The organism is Kitasatospora sp. NPDC018058 (assembly GCF_044327205.1).
Lineage (GTDB): Bacteria > Actinomycetota > Actinomycetes > Streptomycetales > Streptomycetaceae > Kitasatospora.
Genome location: NZ_JBIRFA010000121.1, coordinates 1 through 3,387, shown reverse-complemented (window position 1 = coordinate 3,387; position 3,387 = coordinate 1). Strand labels below are relative to the sequence as shown.

The window sequence follows — 3,387 nt, the reverse complement described above, 5'->3', positions numbered from 1 at the left end:
GTCCGCTGCCTAATCAGACGGGCTTGGACCCTCTACCGCTGGGATACCCGGCCTCGAAGCCCCCGCATCCGATGACCTACTGGCGGACGCCCTTAGCCACCAAGATCACACGACTCCAGTGACCCGACTCCGAGTCCTCTCGCGCGTCAGCCGGGAGGGGGTCTCAGGTCAGAAGCCGTCCGTCCTGGGGATCGAAGCAGATCAGCCCGGCAGAGCGGGCGGCCTCGACGGCATAGGAGCCGGCCTCCTGATACTTGCTGAACACCATCCCGAAGTAGAACAAGGGACCGCTCGCGTTCCTGATCAACGGCCCGCACGACCACGGGCACGCGTCCTCATCCTCGTCATCCGGGCTCAGGTCAGGCCAGCGCGCCACCAGTGCCTCGACACATTGCCTGATCCGCGCGGTCGGCTCGACGCCCCGCCCTCCCATGAACTCGTCATAGAGATCGTTGAACACCGCTCGCGCCGCAGCATCGTCGGCAGGACGCTCACCGTTCCACACCGCCAAGTCATAACTCATGAACGCATTCTGCATGCCCTCACTGACACGCGATCGAACGAACATCCGGCATCCCTGAGATCTGCCCGCTGACCATCGCGCGAGCACCGATTCCGCGAGAGCCAACTCGATTGAGAACAGCACCCGACACCGTTCCCACACCACCTGGCAGCCCTACAGGTCACAGCCCCACCCGCCGCCAACTCAAATGAGACGGGACAGTGACACGTCAGTTGGAACCTGGTCACGCAAGGTGGAACCGGACAGGATCCGGGCAGCCCTGCGCTCTGCGGTCCCTCGTTCATGGGCGGGGTCACTCCGCGACGAGCCTGGCTAGCACGCCACGCGGTAGCGGAGGTAGACGACTCTCGAGCTGAAGGTGCGGGTCTCGACGAGTTCGAGATCCACCCGGCGCTCGCGCTGGGGAAAGAACGGAATACCACCGCCGACCAGCACCGGGTAGACCATGGCCCGGTACTCGTCGATCAGACCCAATCCGGCCGCCTCGGCGGCGAGAGTCGCGCCGCCGATCGCGATGTCGCCCTCCCCCGGCTCAGCTCGCAACCGCTCGATCTCCTCCGCCAAACCGCCGGAAGCCAGGCGGGCATTGCCCTGTACCGCCGACAGCGTGGTGGAAAACACCACCTTCGGGAGCGGCTTCCAGAGCGCGGCCCACTCGAGCATTGAGTCGTCGAGCGATGGATCCTGATCGGCGGTCTCCCAATACAGCATCGTCTCGTACAGCCGTCGTCCCAACAGGTGGACGCCGACCTCTCGGATCTCGTCGAGCCAGAAGCGAAAGACGTCCTCGTCCGGCGCCGCCCAGCCGAAGTCGCCGTCCGGGCCGACGATGTAGCCGTCGAGTGAGACACCCATCGAGTAGGTCACGCTGCGCATCAGAAGCCCTCCTCGGTAACCTCGCTGGCAACTCGCGGCTGGTTGCAAGAAGCGTGACCACTTGGTGCCAACAAGCGTGTCCCAGCGACCAGAGACCGCCAGCTAATCACGCCCTACCGGTTCCACCTATCGTGTCCAGGCTCAGTGACTGAGCCTCGGCCCTGGTCGCGGACGTGGAGCCGGGCACCATCCACATGGATGCCGATCTCCCTGATGGGTCCGCTGGCATGAGCCGCCAACTCAGCCGAGCCCGGTGTGCTGAGCGCTCCCCGACAGGGGCACCTGACATAGGGTCCTGCCGATAATCCTTGAGGAGGACCACGTGCACCCGAGCGTTGCCAAGCTGATCGAGTTGATGCCTCCCCGGCCAGGGGCAGGAGATGCCATCGACTGGGACCACGTTGCCGAGCACACAGGCAAGCGGTTCCCCTCTGACTACCGAGACTTCGTCGCCCACTACGGCGCCGGCTCCCTCAACAACTCCTTCTGGGTCGGAATCCCGATCGACGATGACCCAGGCCCCTGGGCGCCCTCGACCCTCACCTCCCTGACGGATCATGGCTTCGGGCTCCTCCGCCTGAAGCCCGGAGACGACCCGGACCTGACAGAACGCATCTCCTGGGCGACGGACTCCTCAGCCAACCATGCCTTCTGGGACACGGCCGACCCCGACCCGGACAGCTGGCCGGTGCTCGTCCTCGCGCGCTATGGCGACTGGTTCCCCTACAACGGCGGCATGGCCGACTTCCTCGTCGACCTGATCACCAACCCCGACGAGATGCGGATGGGCGTCATGGCAGCGGAGGAGCCGGTCTTCAGCTTCATCCACTGGCGCGAGGAGCAACGTCTCCGCGAGGCGGGTGAAGACCCTTGGACCCACCTCGACTGACCGCGATCAGTAACCGCCCGTACTCCCGCGCCGGGTCCGTCCATGGCATGGGCCTGATGCGGTGCGAGGTGCTGGTCGGGTTGCGGGGACCGTGGCTGGCGAGTCGGTCGGTGACGGGCAAGTTGAGTACGCGTACTCATGCGTCGGATCCGTTCGTCAGCGGAGGGTTGAGGCGGACGTGACGGACGGGTCGGGGAGGCGCGGTGTCTCGGTAGGCGCAGTCGCAGCGGGCGGCGGAGGAGGCCCGAATCCGTGACCTGATCGATCGCCTGGGCCGGGTGGAGGGGCTGGCGCCCGTGTTCACCCTGCTCGACGACACCTGCGAGACGCGTTCCCAGAACCTCCTTGAGTCACGTACGCAGGTGTTGTTGAACTGCAAGATGCACGCCACCGCGGACTTCGGCGTCCGAGGGGACATCACCTCCGTGCTGCCCGGAATCCGCGCGGCCGGCCTCACCAGGTGGGGTCCGGTGGACGAGAACGGCCAGGACGGACCGTACGCAACCGGCACCGTCCGCTACGCCCTGGAGTACCACCGCACCCGCGGTCACTACCCGGACGGCCGGCCGATGCGCCCAGCCCGCGGCTGGTGGCAGACGGGCTCGCGATCGACTGGGACCGGCTGGATCTGCCGCTCGTGAACCGGATCGAGGAGCCCGCGCTCTGTCTGTCGCCGTCCGGCGCCGGCACGTACCACCGCTGCTCGCAAGTTCCGGAAGGGGCGGGGAAGGTGGCCGAGGCGCGCGCCCGGTACGGCACCGTGCTCGAACTGACGGTGGACGGGCGCGACTACTTCACGGTGAAGAGGTAGGGCCGTCCGCTCGGAGCTCGTCATCGACGGCCGCCGGCTCTCGTACCTCGACTTCGGAGGCGCTGGCCCTCCGCTGCTCGACCTGCTGGGGCGGGCGTGTGGACGTAGAAGTGTGGCTCCAGTGCTTCGGACTGCCGCCGACACCTTGCGGGGCACATAGCGGACGAAAGCACACCAACCTGGCGAGGAACCTTGCGCGATCTTGGTGGCTAATTCCAAGTTCCTTGTGATGCCTCAGAGTTGAGATGCTTTGGGGTGGCCCGGGGAGCGGTGTGGGACTTGCTCCTT

At 66.3% G+C, this 3,387-nt stretch carries 4 protein-coding genes; 2 read left to right on the top strand and 2 right to left on the bottom strand.

Annotation, left to right across the window (positions count from 1 at the left end; genetic code table 11):
* Nucleotides 1-163: 163 nt before the first annotated feature.
* Nucleotides 164-538, bottom strand: coding sequence for a hypothetical protein (locus ACH4E7_RS45380; protein WP_396255091.1), 375 nt, complete (start codon nucleotides 536-538; stop codon nucleotides 164-166).
* Between the two features lie 297 nt (nucleotides 539-835).
* Nucleotides 836-1,399, bottom strand: a complete 564-nt coding sequence (locus ACH4E7_RS45375; RefSeq protein WP_396255090.1) for a dihydrofolate reductase family protein — start codon at nucleotides 1,397-1,399, stop codon at nucleotides 836-838.
* 322 nt (nucleotides 1,400-1,721) lie between these two features.
* On the opposite strand from ACH4E7_RS45375, the gene ACH4E7_RS45370 reads away from it, so the two are divergent.
* Entirely contained in the window at nucleotides 1,722-2,288 is a 567-nt protein-coding gene (locus ACH4E7_RS45370) for a hypothetical protein (protein WP_396255089.1), read from the top strand.
* A gap of 589 nt (nucleotides 2,289-2,877) precedes the next feature.
* The gene (locus tag ACH4E7_RS45365; RefSeq protein WP_396255088.1) at nucleotides 2,878-3,099 is read left to right on the top strand and encodes a hypothetical protein; all 222 of its coding nucleotides are present in this window, start codon (nucleotides 2,878-2,880) and stop codon (nucleotides 3,097-3,099) included.
* Nucleotides 3,100-3,387: the final 288 nt, after the last annotated feature.

Coding starts and splice junctions, on each gene's coding strand:
- ACH4E7_RS45380 (WP_396255091.1), bottom strand. CDS start 538: ATGCAGAATGCGTTCATGAGTTATGACTTGGCGGTGTGGAACGGTGAG.
- ACH4E7_RS45375 (WP_396255090.1), bottom strand. CDS start 1,399: ATGCGCAGCGTGACCTACTCGATGGGTGTCTCACTCGACGGCTACATC.